Source organism: Sinobacterium caligoides, from assembly GCF_003752585.1.
Classification (GTDB): domain Bacteria; phylum Pseudomonadota; class Gammaproteobacteria; order Pseudomonadales; family Sinobacteriaceae; genus Sinobacterium; species Sinobacterium caligoides.
This window is the reverse complement of the sequence record NZ_RKHR01000006.1, coordinates 173,072-189,818: the sequence shown is the minus strand read 5'-3', so window position 1 is coordinate 189,818 and position 16,747 is coordinate 173,072. Positions and strand designations below refer to the sequence as shown.

The 16,747-nt window shown below is 53.3% G+C and carries 19 protein-coding genes; 12 read left to right on the top strand and 7 right to left on the bottom strand.

All coding sequences use genetic code 11. The features are described 5' to 3' along the window. The first annotated feature begins 84 nt into the window (after positions 1–84). Both polA and EDC56_RS15750 read left to right on the top strand, forming a co-directional pair. On the top strand, positions 85–2,871 hold the full coding sequence (gene polA, locus EDC56_RS15755) for a DNA polymerase I (protein ID WP_211333728.1): 2,787 nt from the start codon (positions 85–87) through the stop codon (positions 2,869–2,871). 193 nt (positions 2,872–3,064) lie between these two features. After that, complete coding sequence (locus EDC56_RS15750; protein ID WP_148059434.1) at positions 3,065–3,697, top strand: hypothetical protein; 633 nt, start codon at positions 3,065–3,067, stop codon at positions 3,695–3,697. Here EDC56_RS15750 and EDC56_RS15745 read toward each other — a convergent pair. The 4 genes from EDC56_RS15745 to EDC56_RS15730 all read right to left on the bottom strand — a co-directional run bounded on the left by EDC56_RS15745 (position 3,685) and on the right by EDC56_RS15730 (position 7,323). Next, positions 3,685–4,173, bottom strand: a complete 489-nt coding sequence (locus EDC56_RS15745) for an SRPBCC domain-containing protein (RefSeq protein ID WP_123713530.1) — start codon at positions 4,171–4,173, stop codon at positions 3,685–3,687. The genes EDC56_RS15750 and EDC56_RS15745 overlap by 13 nt on opposite strands. A 74-nt stretch (positions 4,174–4,247) precedes the next feature. Further along, on the bottom strand, positions 4,248–5,738 hold the full coding sequence (locus EDC56_RS15740; RefSeq protein ID WP_123713529.1) for a PhnE/PtxC family ABC transporter permease: 1,491 nt from the start codon (positions 5,736–5,738) through the stop codon (positions 4,248–4,250). Continuing rightward, positions 5,738–6,397, bottom strand: a complete 660-nt coding sequence (locus EDC56_RS15735) for an ATP-binding cassette domain-containing protein (RefSeq protein WP_123713528.1) — start codon at positions 6,395–6,397, stop codon at positions 5,738–5,740. The genes EDC56_RS15740 and EDC56_RS15735 overlap by 1 nt, the downstream gene beginning before the upstream one ends. After that, entirely contained in the window at positions 6,394–7,323 is a 930-nt protein-coding gene (locus EDC56_RS15730) for a putative selenate ABC transporter substrate-binding protein (protein WP_245980719.1), read from the bottom strand. The genes EDC56_RS15735 and EDC56_RS15730 overlap by 4 nt, the downstream gene beginning before the upstream one ends. 112 nt (positions 7,324–7,435) lie before the next feature. Between EDC56_RS15730 and selD the strand changes: the two genes are divergently transcribed. Continuing rightward, positions 7,436–8,476: a selenide, water dikinase SelD gene (gene selD / locus EDC56_RS15725; protein ID WP_123713527.1), complete on the top strand. Its 1,041-nt coding sequence runs from the start codon at positions 7,436–7,438 to the stop codon at positions 8,474–8,476. Between the two features lie 28 nt (positions 8,477–8,504). Continuing rightward, entirely contained in the window at positions 8,505–9,614 is a 1,110-nt protein-coding gene (gene mnmH / locus EDC56_RS15720) for a tRNA 2-selenouridine(34) synthase MnmH (protein ID WP_123713526.1), read from the top strand. A gap of 82 nt (positions 9,615–9,696) precedes the next feature. On the opposite strand, the gene EDC56_RS15715 is transcribed toward mnmH, so the two are convergent. Beyond that, positions 9,697–11,127 (bottom strand): alanine/glycine:cation symporter family protein, encoded by a 1,431-nt coding sequence (locus EDC56_RS15715; protein ID WP_123713525.1) that lies wholly within the window; start codon positions 11,125–11,127, stop codon positions 9,697–9,699. Positions 11,128–11,293: 166 nt separating this feature from the next. On the opposite strand from EDC56_RS15715, the gene EDC56_RS15710 reads away from it, so the two are divergent. Continuing rightward, entirely contained in the window at positions 11,294–11,695 is a 402-nt protein-coding gene (locus EDC56_RS15710; protein ID WP_123713524.1) for a phnA protein, read from the top strand. Between the two features lie 160 nt (positions 11,696–11,855). Here the strand turns inward: EDC56_RS15710 and yihA are convergent, their stop codons facing one another. Then, a complete protein-coding gene (gene yihA, locus EDC56_RS15705; RefSeq protein ID WP_123713523.1) occupies positions 11,856–12,500 on the bottom strand; it encodes a ribosome biogenesis GTP-binding protein YihA/YsxC in 645 nt (214 codons plus the stop codon). A 132-nt stretch (positions 12,501–12,632) separates the two neighbouring features. On the opposite strand from yihA, the gene EDC56_RS15700 reads away from it, so the two are divergent. The 7 genes from EDC56_RS15700 to EDC56_RS15675 all read left to right on the top strand — a co-directional run bounded on the left by EDC56_RS15700 (position 12,633) and on the right by EDC56_RS15675 (position 16,388). Beyond that, on the top strand, positions 12,633–12,932 hold the full coding sequence (locus EDC56_RS15700; RefSeq protein WP_123713522.1) for a c-type cytochrome: 300 nt from the start codon (positions 12,633–12,635) through the stop codon (positions 12,930–12,932). A gap of 16 nt (positions 12,933–12,948) precedes the next feature. Continuing rightward, complete coding sequence (locus EDC56_RS15695) at positions 12,949–13,578, top strand: c-type cytochrome (protein ID WP_123713521.1); 630 nt, start codon at positions 12,949–12,951, stop codon at positions 13,576–13,578. Positions 13,579–13,726: 148 nt separating this feature from the next. Beyond that, the gene (locus tag EDC56_RS15690) at positions 13,727–14,368 is read left to right on the top strand and encodes a thiol:disulfide interchange protein DsbA/DsbL (RefSeq protein ID WP_123713520.1); all 642 of its coding nucleotides are present in this window, start codon (positions 13,727–13,729) and stop codon (positions 14,366–14,368) included. A gap of 186 nt (positions 14,369–14,554) precedes the next feature. After that, positions 14,555–14,713 (top strand): hypothetical protein, encoded by a 159-nt coding sequence (locus EDC56_RS19650; protein WP_162844215.1) that lies wholly within the window; start codon positions 14,555–14,557, stop codon positions 14,711–14,713. Between the two features lie 26 nt (positions 14,714–14,739). Then, entirely contained in the window at positions 14,740–14,958 is a 219-nt protein-coding gene (locus tag EDC56_RS15685) for a hypothetical protein (protein WP_123713519.1), read from the top strand. 91 nt (positions 14,959–15,049) lie between these two features. Then, complete coding sequence (mutM, locus tag EDC56_RS15680) at positions 15,050–15,862, top strand: bifunctional DNA-formamidopyrimidine glycosylase/DNA-(apurinic or apyrimidinic site) lyase (RefSeq protein ID WP_123713518.1); 813 nt, start codon at positions 15,050–15,052, stop codon at positions 15,860–15,862. Between the two features lie 181 nt (positions 15,863–16,043). Further along, the gene (locus EDC56_RS15675; protein WP_211333727.1) at positions 16,044–16,388 is read left to right on the top strand and encodes a hypothetical protein; all 345 of its coding nucleotides are present in this window, start codon (positions 16,044–16,046) and stop codon (positions 16,386–16,388) included. Between the two features lie 56 nt (positions 16,389–16,444). Here EDC56_RS15675 and EDC56_RS15670 read toward each other — a convergent pair whose 3' ends face one another. Next, positions 16,445–16,696, bottom strand: a complete 252-nt coding sequence (locus EDC56_RS15670) for a YfhL family 4Fe-4S dicluster ferredoxin (RefSeq protein WP_123713516.1) — start codon at positions 16,694–16,696, stop codon at positions 16,445–16,447. Positions 16,697–16,747: the final 51 nt, after the last annotated feature.

Here is a 16,747-nt window from a genome sequence, read left to right as displayed (position 1 = left end):
GGTTAAATAACGCCACCTATATGGGGCCCTGCGGCGATTGTGTCGGCAGCCCCGCTAAATATGCAACAGTATCGACAGGCTCCCATGGAAAATACATCGCAAGCTCCACTGGTCTTGGTGGACGGCTCAAGCTACCTCTATCGTGCCTACCACGCACTTCCTCCGCTCACTAACTCCAAGGGCCAAGCCACTGGGGCGATTAAGGGGGTCATTAATATGCTGCGCCGGTTGTTGAGAGATCATCCCGGCTCACAGTGTGTGGTGGTGTTTGACGCCAAGGGTAAGACCTTTCGCGATGAGATGTACCCGCAGTATAAGGCGCAACGGCCGCCAATGCCGGACGATTTGCGCAGCCAAATTGAGCCGATTCACAGCATCATCAAGGCGATGGGCTTTCCGATTATTATGGAGTCCGGTGTCGAGGCCGATGATGTTATCGGCACGCTGGCGGCACAGGCGACAGCGTTGCAGATGCCGGTGATTGTATCCACGGGCGATAAAGACATGGCGCAGTTGGTTAATGCTCACGTTACTCTGGTTAATACCATGACCGATACGGTGATGGATCCCGCCGGTGTCGTGAGTAAGTTTGGTGTCGGCCCCGAGCTGATCATCGACTTTCTGGCGTTGATGGGCGACAAGGTGGATAACATTCCCGGTGTCGCTGGCGTCGGCGAGAAGACGGCGACTGCGCTGTTGCAGGGTATCGGTAGTCTCGAGCAGATCTACGCCAATCTCGATGCGATTAAGGAGCTCTCTTTCCGCGGCGCTAAGACGATGAAGGCAAAGCTGGAGAAAGAGCGTGATAACGCCGAAATGTCCTACAAACTGGCGACGATTAAGTGCGATGTCGAGCTCGATTGTACGCCGGATAGCTTAGCGATGGTGTCGCCGGACCAGGTCGCTTTGCGCGCGGCCTTCGAGGAGTTGGAGTTTCGCAGCTGGGTAAAGGAGCTGGATGACCCGGCGGCGGTGCAGCAGCCCGCAGCAAAAAAAGCCAAATCGAGCGCTAGTACTACTGCCGTTAGTGAGGAATCGACGATAGCCCTTCCGACTGGCCCGTCGACGACGGACTACCAGACTATTCTCTGCGCAGCCGAGTTCGATGTCTGGCTGGCGAAGCTCAAGGCGTCGTCACTGTTTGCCTTCGATACTGAGACCACCAGCCTCAACTATATGGAGGCGCGCATTGTCGGTGTCTCCTTCGCGGTTGAGGAAGGTTGTGCCGCCTATGTGCCCTTTGGCCACGACTATGTTGGCGCGCCGGAGCAGCTAAGCGAAGAGCTGGTGCTCGGCAAATTGCAGCCGTTACTCGAGGATGAAAACTGTCACAAGGTGGGGCAGAATCTGAAGTATGACCGACACGTGCTGCGCAACCATGGCATCGAGCTGCGCGGTATCGCCTTCGATACCATGCTGGAATCTTACGTGTTGAACTCGGTGGGCAGTCGACACAACATGGACGCTTTGGCCAGCAAATACTTGGGGGTGGAGACGACGCACTACGAGGACATTGCTGGCAAGGGCGTGAAGCAACTCAGCTTCAACCAGGTCTCGCTTGAGATGGCGGGCCCCTACGCGGCGGAGGATGCCGACATTACCTTGCGCTTGCATCATGTTTTATACCCACAACTTCAGCAGCAGCCGAAACTGCTATCGCTGTTCAGTGAACTAGAGATGCCGTTGCTAGCGCTACTGGGGGATATCGAGGCCAATGGTACGCTGATCGATAGCGACATGTTGTTGCGCCAGAGCCAGCAGCTGGGTGAACGCATGGCAGAGCTGAAACAGAAGGCTTATGAGCTCGCCGGTCAAGAGTTTAACCTTGGCTCGCCGAAGCAGCTGGGTGAGATACTGTTTGAGAAGCTCGAGTTACCGGTGATCAAGAAGACACCGAAGGGTAAGCCGTCGACGGCGGAGGAGGTGCTCGTCGAGCTGGCCCTCGACTACCCACTACCCAAGGTGATCATTGAATATCGCGGCTTATCGAAGCTGAAGTCGACTTATACGGATAAGTTGCCGGAGATGGTGTGCGCGGCGAGTGGGCGTATTCACACCTCTTATCATCAGGCGGTGACGGCGACGGGGCGGCTTTCCTCTAGCGACCCAAATCTGCAGAATATACCGATTCGTTCCGGTGAGGGGCGACGTATACGCCACGCTTTCGTTGCTCGCGACGGCTATCAGTTAGTCGCGGCGGATTACTCGCAGGTGGAGCTGCGTATCATGGCGCACCTATCCGGTGATGAGGGCTTACAGCGTGCCTTCGCTAAGGGGTTGGATGTACACCGGGCGACGGCATCCGAGGTGTTTGCTATTGATGTCGACGAGGTGAGTGATGATCAGCGTCGCAGCGCTAAGGCAATCAATTTTGGTCTGATCTACGGCATGAGTGCCTTCGGCTTGGCGAAACAGCTGAATATTCCGCGCGGCCAAGCGGGTGATTATATTGAGCGCTACTTTGAGCGTTACCCCGGTGTGCAGCAGTACATGACGGACATTAAAGCCCAGGCGCAGGCGCAGGGTTATGTTGAAACACTGCGCGGGCGTCGACTCTATCTGCCTGAAATCAATGCTCGCGGCATGCGTAAGCAGGCCGCTGAGCGTACTGCGATCAACGCGCCGATGCAGGGTACGGCGGCGGATATTATTAAACAGGCGATGCTGGATGTGGATCGTTGGCTGCGTGATGAGGCGGTTGATGCGCAAATTATTATGCAGGTGCACGATGAGCTGGTGTTGGAGGTGAAGGCGGAGTTAGTTGAACAGGTGAGCGCCGAGCTCAAGTCGGTGATGCAGCGTGCAGTGTCGCTGTCGGTGCCGTTGATTGTCGACGTCGGCTGTGGTGAAAACTGGGAACAGGCTCACTAATTGGCGAGAATTAGCAGGGAAAATGGGCTGTAAATGACCAGTAAAGTAATCTGTGTCAGAGAACTAATATTACCTTTGGTTAATAATTCGCGACGAATTGAGAGGGGCGTTGTCGAAGTTTATGCGGCCTGCTAAATTCCTTCTAAAAGTGACTAATAGTGTATGTTAGTCGCGTATTATCGAGGTTAACGTGTTGATAGATACAGCAGATATAGTAGTACCAGAGCAGACATCTGAAGATTTCTTCGGTGGCTGGAGTATCAAACGTCTAGATAATAGCGAGTCGCAACCGAAGTCTATTGTTCACCGTCGCCTTGGTACGACGCTATTGGCTCATACCAGTTGTGGCCTTGTTGAGAAGAAGCGTATTACCAGCCCAGCTAACTGTTTTAGTTTCATGCTGGTGGAAAACTATAAGCAACGCGGTCAGTGGGACTACGATCATCTACCTGCCTGCACTCTATTCTGCCTGCCGCCTAAGCATAACTTTGACTTTCAGATTGGCCGCAACGCCAAGCTCTACGGCTTTTCTTTCGATGTCGATGGCTGGGTTGGCAGTCTTGCCGCGAAGGTGTGTGAGGGGCTGGCCGAGGGGCGTGCACGCATCGTGGAGATCGAGTCGCAGATGATGAGCCTGTTGATTACCCTCTATCAGAGGGCCACCCCCTCGACGGCTTGGACCGCGCAAGAGTTAGAGGCCTGGCAGCACTCGGTGATCTCTTCACTCAGCCTCGCGGTCAATCACGGCAGGTGTTTGCCGTGGCCGAATTTGTTGAAAGAGTTCGAGGCGCAGCCGCTAATGCAGCGCCTGCTTTACTCGGCCTGACCTTCTAGCTCGGCATGGAGGCTGTGCCGGTAGGCGGCCTCCGCATAATCCTTTAGTCCGTAGGCGCAGGCGTTGAAACCATCCTCTATCGCCTGGCCATGTTGCCTGAGTATGCTGTCGCGTAGCGCTCCCTCAAAGTAGTCGACCGACAGATAGTCACAGCTATTGCTAGTGATGGCGCTGAGGCTTTGAGTACGGCGGGCATATAAGACACTCTTGTCCTGTTGTGTCATGCTCCAGGAAATCTCTCTCTCCTTCTCGATGTTCTCGATATACTCAACTTGCTGCTGTAAGCCGTGGCCAAGCTCTACTTGCATATCGACGGCTTCGCCGATGGCCAGCGACTTGTTGATTAGCTGGGGGCAGAAGGGGTTCCAGCGCTGGTAGTTGTCGAAATCGATAAGGATCTGCCAGACCAAGCTAACGGGAGCATTGATAGTGACTTGGTCGGAGTAGACGGAGTGTTCGTTGATCATGCTGTTGTCTTCTATTTATTATTTATTGGCTAAATTAGCAGTGTTCTTATGCTGAATAAACCCTGCTGAGCCGCTCAAGAGCGGATACCTGTGTAGCGTTGAATGCCGCGTGAGCAATAATCGACCATTAGGGTGAGGCCGGCGGTGATGATGATGAAGAAGAAGGCGACATCAACCTGTAGGTCCTCAAAGCCGCTATCGATGTAAAAACCGAGGGTGGCGATACCGACCATGCCGACGATTGCGGATTCACGCAAAATGTTTTCACTTCGATAGAGCAATAGGCTGAGGAAGGCGCCGTAGAGCTTTGGCAACCAAAAGTAGCCCCAGCTGTTGCAGCCGCTGATAGCAAGAGGTGGTGCCGGAGTGTTGTCGAGCTGCTTGGCCAGCAGAAAGGCCAGCAGCGCGCCGTTGTGCAGTGCTAGGGCGATTAGAGCCGGCAGCATCGAGGGACCGGTGATCAGTAGCACAATGAAGACGAGTAACAGTTCCGGTGTTGCCCGCAGCATGACCAGTAGTGGTTTGCCGATGAGAGCGAGTTTCGAGCGGCTCGCTGCCAGTGGGAATAACAGCAAACACAGTACCCCGCTGGCGAGGGTCGCAGCGCAGGTGAGCAGGAGGGTGTTGACGATAGCTTTGAAACCGACGCTCTCAAGCAGCGTCCAGCACCAGCTTAAGGTCCCGGATAAACTCTCGAGGCTGATGCCTTGCTGCAGTGGGTAGGGCAGCAAGTCGTGGCTGATGAAAGACCATAGCCCTGAGCTCTGCAATGTACTGGTGGATGGCAATAGCAGTAATGAGCCAAAGAGTAATATCGGCAGCGTCATCGGCCGTAACCAGTAACGAATGCTGGCGGAGAGCAGGTAGAAGGTGAATAACAACGCCATCGCCTGATCGTATTGTTGTTGCTTGAGTGCGGTGTCGAGGGCGTAGCCGATCGTAGGTAGGCCGATGAAGCCGAGCAGTGTGGCGCTGCGCAGACCACATTCGAAGCGATAGCGGCTATAGTGACGCAGTGCTTGCCAGCTGGCGGCGAGGCGGCTGTAAACGAGTACTGAGACCCTATCGCCGGCAGGCTGGTAACAGTGTTTGCTATGGGCGGCCATTTGTTCGCTGTAGACCTTGGCGAAGATACAGCTGAAGGGGACGGCGATCGCCAGTATGCCGGTCAGCGTGCTCAAGCCAAATACCTGTAGAAACAATAGCCCCCAGAAGAGTTCGTGGACGGCGCGACCAAAGCCGCAGATGACACGTATTGCGGCAAACTGGTAACAGAGGCTAAGTATGAAGCCTGGGATAATTGCGGCCCCTACTCCGAGCACAGCGAAGGCGATGGTGTAGGTAACAGCTTCGAAGAGCTCTTGGCCGCGGCCAAAGTCGAGATGCAGTACGCCACTCAACATGCGCTGTAAGACGAGGTCTGGTTCGGTATGGTAGAGGGTGAAATCTCCCGTCACAATGGCGTATAGGCCGAGTAGGGCGATGACAAGGCTGATATTGCGGAACTTCTTACCGGTGGAGTTTCGTTTTTTGGGCTGTGCTATTGAGCTTGCTAAGTCGCTCATCAGAGGTAGAGCTCGGTAAGATCGTCGATGGTGAGCTGATCTGTGGGGGCATCAATACAGATGCGACCGTCTTTCAGGCCAATAATGCGATTACTGCAGGCGAGTGCTAGGGGCCGCTGGTGCAGTACTTGTACGGTGCTGTGGTGGCGCTGTTGAATGGTGTCGATTAACTGCTTAGCCTGCACCGGGTCGACACTGGCGACGGCCTCATCGCCGAAGAATATTGGCCTGTCTTGGTACAGTGCGCGGCCGATGGCAACGCGTTGACGCTGCCCCCCGGAGAGTTGGTCGACGGATTGCAATAGCTGTTGTTCGATGCCGAGCAGTCGACAGATATCGCCAATCTGTCGCCGGTTGCGTGCCCAGGGGCGCAGCAGGTTGAGTAGGTTGTACCACCAGGGGTGGCGATCAAGGCCGCCCATATAGATGTTGTTATAGCTACTCAGCGCCTCGACGAGGCCGTTGCGCTGGGGGCATAGTGCGATTTCGTCGGAGTTACAGCGTTGTAGACGTTGTAACAGCGTTGATTTACCGGCCCCACTGCGACCGAGGATGGCGATATGATCGCCCCGGTAGATCTTCAGGTCAACATCGCACAGGACGGCCCGCCCGCCCTGTGTTAATCGCTCGATATGCAGCGTTAATAGTGGCTGCCTCATCGGCGCAGCAAGCCGAGCGCTCTAGCAACTTCCTCGATTGGCTGGAAGTCATTGTTGTTGGCGGCGATAAAACCGCTGCGTGGGAAGGCCGCGAGTAGTGCCGGCTGATTCATATTGAGCAAAGCGTGACGGAGTTTCTGTTCGCTGCCGGCGCCGTAGTGGTTGTCGATATCGCCGCGTATGGTCCAGTGGTAGTCGGGGTAATCGGGGGTTTGCCAGATCACCTCGACTCTTTTAGTGTCGACCTTACCTTCGGCGACGGCGCGCTCCCAAACCTTGTAATTGACAGCACCGATGTCGAAGCTGCCAGCCTCGACCAGGGCGATAGTGCGGCTGTGATCGCCGCTGAAGCCGACTCGTTTGAAGAACTCTTCGGGGGATCGTTGGCTGTTTTGACGAATATAGTACTCGGGCATCAAGCGCCCGGAGGTCGAGCCCTTGGAGCCGAAGGTAAAGGTATGGTCTAGCATCGCGAGGGGGAAGTCATCGCTGGGCTTTAGGCCGGTACGGGTATTGGCGATGAAGTAGCTTTTAAAATGAGGGTCCTCGATACCCTGGGCGATAGCTTCGGAGCCGACAACTAAGCTGCGGGCGCGGACGCCAGAGAGGCCGCCGAACCAGGCGAGTTGCACTTGGTTGTTGCGAAAGGCAGTGACGGCGGCGGCATAGGATTTGACGGGGATGTACTTGACCGGCATACCGAGTTGTTGGCTGAGGTAGTCGGCGACGACAGAGAAGCGTTGTCGCAACTGCGAGGCGTCTTGATCGGGGATGGCGGTGAAGGTGAAGACTTGGGGCTCGTCTGCGTTAGCCGCGTGTGGGGTGACTGATATCGTCAGGTAGGCAAGGAAGAGAGAGAGGCTGAGCAGCATGCTAAAAATAGCGCGCAGCACTTCAGCCTTTGTCGGACAAAGTATTTTTTTCATTATATTGTGCTCGTGCAATGCGAGGTTAAAAGCCAATTATAATAGGCTATTGGTTAAGCAAAAAGGGCTTTACTCAGTTAATATGGTCGAATCGTGAAATTAGGAACTAAAAATGAACGCTGTTAAGCTGACCGAATATAGTCATGGCGCAGGTTGTGGCTGTAAAATTGCCCCTAACGTCCTCGAAACCATCCTTAAAACACAGCTACCGGTTGCCCAAGCCGATAAGCTGGTGGTGGGTAACCACAGCAAGGACGATGCGGCGGTCTTCGATATTGGCGGCGGTCAGGGCGTGATCAGTACCACCGATTTTTTCATGCCGATTGTCGATGACCCCTTTACCTTCGGCCGTATCGCGGCGACTAATGCCATCAGCGATATCTTTGCCATGGGTGGTAAGCCGGTGATGGCGATCGCGATTTTAGGTTGGCCGATTAATCTGTTGCCGGCGGAAGTGGCTCAGCAGGTGGTGGAAGGTGGGCGCCAAGCTTGTCTCGATGCTGGTATACCGCTGGCCGGTGGTCACAGCATCGATAGCCCAGAGCCGATTTTCGGTCTGGCGGTGACGGGAACGATTGCCCTAGAAAAACTCAAGCGCAACGACAGTGCACAGCCGGGTGATCGCCTATTTTTGACCAAACCGCTGGGCATTGGCGTGCTGACGACGGCGCAGAAACAAAAGAAGCTGCTGCCGGAGCATGAGCATATCGCGATCGATTTAATGTGTCAGATGAATAACATTGGCAGCAAGATGGCGGAGCTAGAGGGGGTTAACGCCATTACCGATGTTACCGGCTTTGGCTTGGTGGGGCATCTATTGGAGGTTTGTGAGGGCAGCGCTGTCGATGCCCATCTCGAGATGGCTAAGGTGCCTCGGCTGGAGGTGCTCGACAGTTATTTAGAGCAAGGCTGTGTACCGGGTGGTACCGAGCGTAATTGGGCGAGCTATGGCGATCGTGTTAGCGCTCTATCGGAGCGGGCGCGTCAGCTGCTTTGCGACCCTCAGACCAGTGGGGGACTATTGCTTTCGGTCGCGCCGTCTGCCGTCGATGAGGTGGTGGCGGTAGCGGCCGCAGCGGGCATTGAGCTACACAGTTTTGGCGAGTTGACCGCCACGGCGGGGCAGCCGCAGCGCCTGCAGGTCAGCGAATGATGATATTAGTAATTGAAGGATTGTAGCCGTGACAGATAGCACTCGCTTAGACAGCGATGATTTTCGCCGTATTTTCTTACAAGATATCCCGTTGATGGATGTGCGTGCCCCAGTTGAGCACCTGGCAGGCAGTTTTCCGGCAGCAGTTAACTTGCCGTTACTGGACGATGAACAGCGTCATGTGATTGGCACCGAGTACAAAGAACGTGGTCAGGACGCGGCGATAGCGCTTGGCAACAAGCTGGCGACACGACCGGTGCAGCAGAGCCGAATCGATGCTTGGCTGCCTTTTGTCGACGCTCACCCCGAGGGTTATTTGTTCTGTTTTCGGGGGGGGTTACGTTCGCGGGTGACGCAGCAGTGGTTAAGTGATGCGGCGCGCCCTTACCCCTTTATCAAGGGCGGCTATAAGGCGATGCGACGTTTTTTGATCGACGAGCTTGCCCGTCTGAGTACCGAGTCACCCCTGCTGCGGGTGACTGGCTTGACCGGCACCGCGAAGACCCCGATGATTATCGGCCTAGATAATGGGGTGGATCTTGAAGGTATTGCCAATCACCGTGGCAGTGCCTTTGGGCGTCGTCCTGGCGGTCAGCCGGAGCAGATCGATTTTGAGAACAACCTGTCGATTGACTTCATCAAGCGTGAGGCGGCAGGTTGTCAGCGTTTTGTGGTTGAGGATGAGGGAATGATGGTGGGGCGTTGTAACATCCCCCTGGTGTTGCGTGAGCGGATGCAGGAGGCGCCGCTGGTTGTCGTCGACATGAGTTTCGAGGAACGTATCGAGAATCTGCGTCGTGACTATATTTATGACTCTATCGCCGAGTACGAGGCCTTCTATGGTAAAGAGGCAGGGCTGCAGGCGTTTGGTGACTCGCTGTTGGAGGCTCTGGCGAGAATCACTAAGCGGTTGGGGAGCGAGCGTTATAACAAGATGCGTATCGTATTAGCTGAGGCCGTCAGTGCCGGTGATATCGACCGTACAGATGAGTTGTTGGTTGAGGTGATGTCGGGGCTGATGCGGGAGTACTATGATCCGATGTATGACTATCAGTTGAGCAAGAAGAGCGATAAGGTGGTGTTCCGCGGTAGCTGGCAGGCGGTGGATGAGTTTTGTCGGCAGTGGCAGGGCAGCTAATTTCGGCGCCTTGTTAAGCGCGACTAGTTTTTACAGCGATAAAAAAAGCCTCAATAGAGGCTTTTTTTATCGCTGGCGCTAGCTACTTGTCGAGCTTTGGCCAAGCATTGGTATCGATTTTACCCTCGAGCTCAGGGTACATATCGGGGTCGAAGGTGGGTGACTTACCTTCGCTGCGCTGCTGGTTGAAGTCTTTGTAGAGTTTGATGGCCAGCTTACTCAGCATTAGGATTGCGGCGATGTTGACGATAGCCATCAGGCCCATGGCAAGGTCGGCCATGTGCCAAACGATATCAATTTTTGCTAGCGATCCCCAGGCGATAATCGCTAGGAAGGTAACGCGGAACAGCATGACTGTCGTCTTGCTATCTTTGATAAAGCGTATGCAGCCCTCGGTATAAGAGTAGTTGGCGACCAGCGAGGTAAAAGAGAACAAGAAGATGCAGAGCGCGACGAAGATACCGCCCCAAGATCCGACGCTGGCGCTGAGCGCGTTCTGGGTGATCGCGATACCGCCCATTGCGCTGTTAGGGTCGTAGGAGTAAGTATCTGAAAGCAGGATAATGAAGGCTGTACATGAGCAGATGACGATAGTGTCGATGAAGACACCGATCATCTGAATGAAGCCCTGTGATCCTGGGTGCCTAGGTGTGGGATCGGCGGCGGCGGCGATATTGGGCGCGCTACCCATGCCTGCCTCATTTGAGAACAAACCACGCTTGACACCCTGCATGATAGCGACACCGACGGCACCACCGAGAGCGGGCTCGAGGCCAAAGGCGCTGCGTACGATCAGGTAGAACATATCGACAACTTGATCAACGTGTAGGACGATGACATATAAGGCAACGGCGACGTAGGCCATAGCCATGAAGGGGACGACCGTGCCGGCGAATTTGGCGATGCCTCGGATGCCACCACAGACAACGAGGCCGGCTAATACGACGAGGACGCCACCAGTAAGGTAGCGGGGAATCTCGAAGGAGTTGTGCATCGCCTCGGCAATAGTGTTGGCCTGTACGGCGTTGAAGATGTAACCGAAGGCAAGGATCAAGAAGAAGCAGAAGAGCAGCCCCATCCAGCGTTGGCCGAGCCCTTTTTCCATATAGTAGGCTGGACCACCAACAAACTGTCCTGACTCTTGTTTTTGCTTGAAGACCTGCGCGAGGGCGGCTTCGATGAAGGCGGTGGCCATGCCGACTAGGGCCATCATCCACATCCAGAAAATGGCGCCGGGGCCACCGAGGGTTAGGGCGACGGCGATACCGGCCATGTTGCCGGTCCCGACGCGGGCGGCGAGGCCGGTGGCGAGGGCCTGGAACGAAGAAATACTCTGGCCGTCACCGTTGTCACCACTGGTTGAGAGTAGACCCCACATGGTGCCAAACTTACGAAACTGAATGAAGCCTAGGGCGAAGGTGAAGAAGATGCCTGCGCCGACTAGAAGGTATATGAGGACGTAACCCCAGACTATTCCGCTAAGACTGTTGACTGCCGTATTGAGTATATCCATCCGTTACTTTCCTGTGTGGTTTAATCGTAGACAGAGCGAGTAGTCGTTTATCTCTATGCTCTGTCGCGGTTGCCAAAGATATGGATTAGTCTGATATAGTTGGCAATTGTTTGATCGTTTGGGGACCGCGCATCATGCGCCTTGTCGCCTAATAAGGGTATGTGCTATGTCAACAGCTCGAAATAAACATGCGTTGCGTCACACTGAGCTCTCACTATTTGGCAAAGACTTGACGCGGAGGAGTGGGGCAAGCTGCGAGATCTGTGCGGCAACCGGAGTCGCACTAAGTATATACGAAGTTGCCCCGGTACCCAGTACACCGCAGTACAGCCACTGCTTATTTATCTGTGCGACATGTCGGCAACAGCTTGACTCACCTAAGTCTCGCGATAGCAATCATTGGCGTTGTCTAAACATCACTATTTGGAGCGAGATCGATGCACTAAGGGTGTTGTCCGCCTTCATGTTAAAGCAGTTGTCGACTGATAATGACTGGGCGGCAGATTTGCAGGAAATGCTCTATTTAGAAGCTGAACAGCAGGCTTGGCTAGAGCAGATGATGAAGTAAAAGTTTTTTTGAGTTTGGGGAACTAAGCAGACAAGAGCACGGTCTATTGAAGTAGTGAATATGTTTTCTATTTACTCATTCCATGGTCTAGTGATTGCTGGTCCCCTAGCCAGCGACGCTATTACGCCGACAACAGCTGTTGTCGGCTTTTTTTTGCCCGCTATTTATCTATCTGCTCAATGATTAGCTCGTCATTTTCATCTTGTGAGGTATCGAGCCACTGGTTGAGTACATTCTTGAGGATGGTTAAGCCATCACGCTTCAGTGAGGAGAACAGCTGTACAGAGACTAGGTCACCGTATTGTGCGAGCTCTTTTTTGACGGTAAGCAGTTGCTTGCTGGCCGGCCCCTTCTTTAGTTTGTCGGCTTTAGTCATTAATATATGCAGCGGCATCTCAGACTCTTGCGCCCACTCAAGCATCATCACATCAAAGGTCTGTAGGGGGTGGCGACAATCCATGACGAGGACGAGACCACGCAAGCTTTGTCGTTCGCTGAGGTACTCCTCCATGTGCCGCTGCCACTCGATTTTCATACGAGCAGGTACCTTGGCGTAGCCGTAGCCGGGTAGGTCGACGATGCGCTTGTTGCCACCGAGGTCGAAGAAGTTAATTAGTTGAGTACGGCCCGGTGTTTTACTGATGCGGGCCAGCTTTTTGTTGTGCGTCAAGGTATTGATCGAGCTGGACTTACCAGCATTAGAGCGGCCGGCGAAGGCGACCTCGGCTCCCACCTCGTCTGGGCACTGGGATAATTTAGCGGCGCTGGTGGTAAACTGTGCGCTTTCAAAGCGAATTTCTGACATTTTATGGCTTCCGAGACGTGCGAGCAGTTGAGGAAAGTTCCAGTTGCTGGCTGACTTGTATATAATAGCGGCAATTTTGATGTGGTCATTTTATCACGCAGGTGACCAGTATTGTCTGGTTTGGGGGAAAGTATGAGAAAAATAGTCTTGGCGGCCTCGGTGTTGCTTACTGTTATGAGTGCGGAGGCCGCAGAACAGGCTACGATCGACACTTATAACAAGACTTGCGTTATCTGTCATGGGTCTGGTGCCGCGGGTGCGCCTAAGTTTGCGCATCAAGAAGACTGGTCGCCCCGATTGGCAAAGGGCATGCCGGCACTAAAAGAGAGTGTTCATAAAGGGCTTAATGCCATGCCGCCCATGGGGATGTGTCAAGACTGTAGCGACGAAGACTTCGAAAAACTCATTAACTATATGTCTACTGGCAAATAAAAATACGGATTGGAATATGAAGAAAGTCATAGCGATTGCACTTATGACCTTAGGGGCCACCAGTTTTGCTAATGCGGCAGGCGACGCGGCAGCTGGTAAAGCGCAGACAGCGGCTTGTAGTGCCTGCCATGGTGCCGACGGTAATAGCGCGATGGGGATGTATCCGAAACTTGCCGGTCAAGGCGCCCGCTATCTAGAGAAGCAGATGCACGACATCAAGTCTGGTGTTCGCCCCGTACCGATGATGATGGGGCAGCTCGATGCTAAAAGCGAACAGGATATTGCTGATATTGCCGCTTATTTTGCCAGCCAGCAGGTGACTGTCAATAAGGCGAAGAAGGATGATCTTGAACTCGGTGAGCAGCTTTTCCAGTCTGGTAGTTTAGAAAAGGGCATGGCAGCCTGTAAGGCGTGCCACTCACCAACAGGAAAGGGCAATGCACCTGCCGGTTTCCCTCATCTTGGTGGACAACATGCCGAGTATATTGAGAAGCAGTTAATAGCGTTCCGCACGGGTTACGACGATGCGAAGAATCCGGCGGCTCGAGTCAATGATGGTGATACGATGATCATGCGTGGTGTCGCAGGTAAGTTGTCAGATCGCGAGATCAAGGCGGTAGCGAACTATATCTCAGGTCTACACTAGGTCTCGAGAAGCGTAAAAAAGGCGGCTGATGTCGCCTTTTTTATAGTCGTTAGATTATAAAAAGTATAGATTGTGGAACTACTTAGCAGTTGCGGTAGTCTGATCTCTTAAGATAAGAATTGTTTGTGTTAACTTCTGGAGCAGAATAATGATCAAGCGCTTAATTGCTGCCGTAATACTCGTATCGGCCCCTGTTTTTGCCTTTGCAGCGGATTATGTTGAAGGAAAAGATTACGTAAAACTCGATGCACCTATCTCGCAGAGCGCGAGGGGTAAGGGGAAAATTGAGGTATTTGAGTTCTTTTGGTATGGCTGTGGGCACTGTGCTCGTTTCGAACCGACTCTACATGCCTGGGAAAAGACGCTGGCAGATGATGTGGTATTGAGTCCATCGCCAGCGATGTGGAACAAGCCGATGGTACTGCATGCGAGAATATTTTATACCGCGCAGGCGCTGAATAAGCTCGGTGTGTTGCATGATAAAGCTTTCGAGGCGTTGAAGACGAATCACCGCGGCTTGGCGACGGAAGCTGAGGTGAAACAGTTCTTCATAACTAATGGTGTTGCAGAGGCAGACTTCGATAAAGCGTTTAACGGCTTCGCTATCAACGCTCAAATTAAGCAAGCTGACGCGAGGGCGCGAGGGGCAAAGATCGAGGGTACGCCTGAGATGAACGTCAATGGTCGCTATCGAGTGAGCGCCGGCATGGCGGGTGGTCAGAAGCAGATGCTTGAAGTTGTCGACTTCCTTGTTGAGCAAGAACGTGCACGGATTGCCACCGCTAAATAGAGTTTGAGCGTTTACCGGCCGCACTAGGGTGCGGCTTTTTTTTGCTTTAAAAATGCGATACGGGCTTCTATACGGGGTAGTAGGAAAGATAGCTTGGCGGAAACTGTTATTCTGAACTACGCTGCACATAGCTCGCTGCTATCACGGCGGGTGAGGAGAAGCGATTTAACAGGGAGGAATAACATCATGGTCGATGAAAAAACGGCGTTAACAAAGGATATGGTCAGTAAGATAGAGTCGAGCCTAGATGAGAGGAAGAGTAAGAAGGAGCGACGAAAAGACTGTCATGAGCTACCCAAGGTGTTAGAGCGTCGGTCAGGCGCGGAGAGACGAAAAGCGGTATAAAACTATTCATCGATAAGGAGTTAATTATGACACCAACCCCGGCGCATAAGTATGAGGACTCATTACTGACAGGGCTGGCAATTGCGGAGCGGATTGCGAGTGAATGGGGCAGTGGTCATTACCAATCTGTCGCAGAAGTGACCTCTATTGTTCATCGGCAATGCCCCGATATGCCGAGAAGTGCCATTTTCTGGCTGGCTTATCATACGATCAATAAATCGAATCAATTGACGGTATTGCAGTGAGGGTGAGCTTGTAGCAGGCTGGAGGCAGTAGCAAAGCTATTGTATAGTTGGGCGTTAGTCGGTCGGAGCCTCAACAGAAGATTTAATCCCCATGCCTGAATTACCTGAAGTAGAGACGACCCTGCGAGGCATCGAGCCTCACCTTGCCGGAAGAAAAATTGTTGGCGTGGTGGTCAGGCAGGCGCAGTTGCGCTGGCCTATCCCCGATGACTTATCTGCTCAACTCGCCGGTCGAGAAATACTGGCTTGTTTTCGCCGGGCGAAATATTTACTTTTTGCCCTGCCTAATGGTCATTTGCTGATTCACCTGGGCATGTCGGGCAGCCTCCGCCTGACCTCTGAAAGTGATCCTGGCCGTCATGATCATGTCGACATCGTGCTCGATAGTGGCAAAATTCTGCGTTATCACGACCCAAGGCGCTTTGGTGCTGTTTTGTGGCTCGACGGCCCTGTGAGCGAGCATCGATTGTTTGCACACCTTGGGCCGGAGCCGCTGCTCGAGGATTTTGATGAACGGCGTCTATTCGTGCTATCTAGGGGGCGTAAGACACCGGTTAAGACTTTTATTATGGATAACCAGGTTGTCGTAGGTGTTGGCAATATTTACGCCAACGAGGCGCTGTTTATGGCGGGGATCAAGCCGCTGGCCATGGCAGGTGGAGTCTCCAGGCAGCGTTACGCACGATTGACTCTTGCTATTAAGCAAGTGCTTGAGAAGGCGATAGCAGAGGGTGGAACAACGTTGAAAGACTTTGTGGGGGGTGATGGTAAACCGGGTTACTTTCAACAGCAGCTGAATGTGTATGGGCGTACGGGGGAAGCCTGTGTGAAGTGTGATGGAGTGCTTAAAGAGGTGAAAATTGCCGGAAGAAGCAGTGTCTTTTGTGCAAGGTGTCAGCGATAGTTGCGTTAAAGGCTAATATTTATGCTAAGGGTATGATATAAAAACGAGTGAGGCTGGCTGCAGCGATGTTGTGTGGCCAATTATACTGCTAATGAGGGAGGTGCCCCTCGAATAATAAGCAATAATTCTAATGTGTTTTGCATAGCAATTGAGTGCCACGCGTATGAGGAAGTTAACGTCCATGAAAATTTTACCAATGCGTACCATGATCGCCCTTTTCTTTGGCCTGTTGTTAAGCTTGCCGCAGCTCACCATCGCTGCAGCCGTCGAGGAGGAGCCTACGGCGTTGGCGATGACCGGTGATCTGTTGATTGCCCGCCCGGTACTGGCCGGCATCACCGTGATCAGCACGGCGGTCTTTATTGTCGCCCTGCCGTTTTCTTTGCTTGGTGGCAACACCGCTGAGACTGCAGAAACCCTTGTTTCAGGTCCTTTTGAGGCGACTTTTGTGCGCTGTTTGGGTTGCACGCAGAGTGGTCGTAAACATGAAGTTCGAGAAAATGCCGACAGCAGAGTCAGCGAGTAGCTAGAGCTCTCCATCGGCACGTTGATACGTTCTGCTAGTTTGGTCGCTAGTAGCCGTTAGGTTTGCTTGGTGAGTTGATGAAATTTTTCCCACAGTTGCTCTTCGGTCTCGATCTTGTTGGGGTTGAGCGGGATGCAGTCAACAGGGCAGACTTCGACGCACTGCGGGTCATCGTAGTGACCAATACACTCGGTACATTTATTGATATCAATGACGTATACCTCATCGCCCTGAGAAATTGCGGCGTTGGGGCACTCCGGTTCACAGACATCGCAATTGATGCACTTGTCGGTAATCATTAAGGCCATATTGAACTCTCTACCACGTTACTTCTGAGAAGGTATTTGCCTTAGTGGGCG

Excerpts from the sequence above, each read along its gene's own strand:
- polA (WP_211333728.1), top strand. The coding sequence starts at position 85 with ATGGAAAATACATCGCAAGCTCCACTGGTCTTGGTGGACGGCTCAAGC.
- EDC56_RS15745 (WP_123713530.1), bottom strand. The coding sequence starts at position 4,173 with ATGATCAACGAACACTCCGTCTACTCCGACCAAGTCACTATCAATGCT.
- EDC56_RS15740 (WP_123713529.1), bottom strand. The coding sequence starts at position 5,738 with ATGAGCGACTTAGCAAGCTCAATAGCACAGCCCAAAAAACGAAACTCC.
- EDC56_RS15735 (WP_123713528.1), bottom strand. The coding sequence starts at position 6,397 with ATGAGGCAGCCACTATTAACGCTGCATATCGAGCGATTAACACAGGGC.
- EDC56_RS15730 (WP_245980719.1), bottom strand. The coding sequence starts at position 7,323 with ATGAAAAAAATACTTTGTCCGACAAAGGCTGAAGTGCTGCGCGCTATT.
- selD (WP_123713527.1), top strand. The coding sequence starts at position 7,436 with ATGAACGCTGTTAAGCTGACCGAATATAGTCATGGCGCAGGTTGTGGC.
- EDC56_RS15715 (WP_123713525.1), bottom strand. The coding sequence starts at position 11,127 with ATGGATATACTCAATACGGCAGTCAACAGTCTTAGCGGAATAGTCTGG.
- EDC56_RS15710 (WP_123713524.1), top strand. The coding sequence starts at position 11,294 with ATGTCAACAGCTCGAAATAAACATGCGTTGCGTCACACTGAGCTCTCA.
- yihA (WP_123713523.1), bottom strand. The coding sequence starts at position 12,500 with ATGTCAGAAATTCGCTTTGAAAGCGCACAGTTTACCACCAGCGCCGCT.
- EDC56_RS15700 (WP_123713522.1), top strand. The coding sequence starts at position 12,633 with ATGAGAAAAATAGTCTTGGCGGCCTCGGTGTTGCTTACTGTTATGAGT.
- EDC56_RS15695 (WP_123713521.1), top strand. The coding sequence starts at position 12,949 with ATGAAGAAAGTCATAGCGATTGCACTTATGACCTTAGGGGCCACCAGT.
- EDC56_RS15690 (WP_123713520.1), top strand. The coding sequence starts at position 13,727 with ATGATCAAGCGCTTAATTGCTGCCGTAATACTCGTATCGGCCCCTGTT.
- EDC56_RS19650 (WP_162844215.1), top strand. The coding sequence starts at position 14,555 with ATGGTCGATGAAAAAACGGCGTTAACAAAGGATATGGTCAGTAAGATA.
- EDC56_RS15685 (WP_123713519.1), top strand. The coding sequence starts at position 14,740 with ATGACACCAACCCCGGCGCATAAGTATGAGGACTCATTACTGACAGGG.
- mutM (WP_123713518.1), top strand. The coding sequence starts at position 15,050 with ATGCCTGAATTACCTGAAGTAGAGACGACCCTGCGAGGCATCGAGCCT.
- EDC56_RS15675 (WP_211333727.1), top strand. The coding sequence starts at position 16,044 with ATGAAAATTTTACCAATGCGTACCATGATCGCCCTTTTCTTTGGCCTG.
- EDC56_RS15670 (WP_123713516.1), bottom strand. The coding sequence starts at position 16,696 with ATGGCCTTAATGATTACCGACAAGTGCATCAATTGCGATGTCTGTGAA.